Genomic DNA, 380 nt, shown 5'->3' with positions numbered 1-380 from the left:
GTGCCGGCGTGCTGCTGCTGCTCCTGGGCATCTGCGCGATCATCGTCGCGAGCTGGGGCTGGGTGGCCTGGACGCCGGGGCAGATGGACGCCACCCAGGCCGCGCTGGTGGCCGAATCGCTGATCTTCGCTGCCGCCATGGCCTCGCGCCTGCGCATGCTGCGCATGTCGGAGCAGGCGCTCGGCCGGCGCACGCGCGAACTCGTGGAAGTGCTGGGCACCGACGCCCTCACCGGCGCGGCCAACCGTGCGGGCCTTGGGCGCCGGGCCGGCGCGGCGCTGGAGGCGGGCGAGCCGTTCGCGCTCATGCTGCTCGACCTGGACGGTTTCAAGGCGGTGAACGACACCCATGGCCACGCCGCGGGCGACGCGGTGCTGGTG

General features: G+C 73.9%; 1 protein-coding gene. It reads left to right on the top strand.

The annotated features are described in order from the left end of the window. Nucleotides 1-380, top strand: a 380-nt coding sequence (locus DUK53_RS17405) for a diguanylate cyclase domain-containing protein (protein ID WP_124893272.1), incomplete at both ends; no start/stop codon positions are given.

This window comes from Listeria sp. SHR_NRA_18 (genome assembly GCF_003856515.1).
Lineage (GTDB): Bacteria > Bacillota > Bacilli > Lactobacillales > Listeriaceae > Listeria_A > Listeria_A newyorkensis.
Note: the sequence above shows the minus strand (reverse complement) of the source record. Positions and strands in the feature narration are given on the sequence as shown.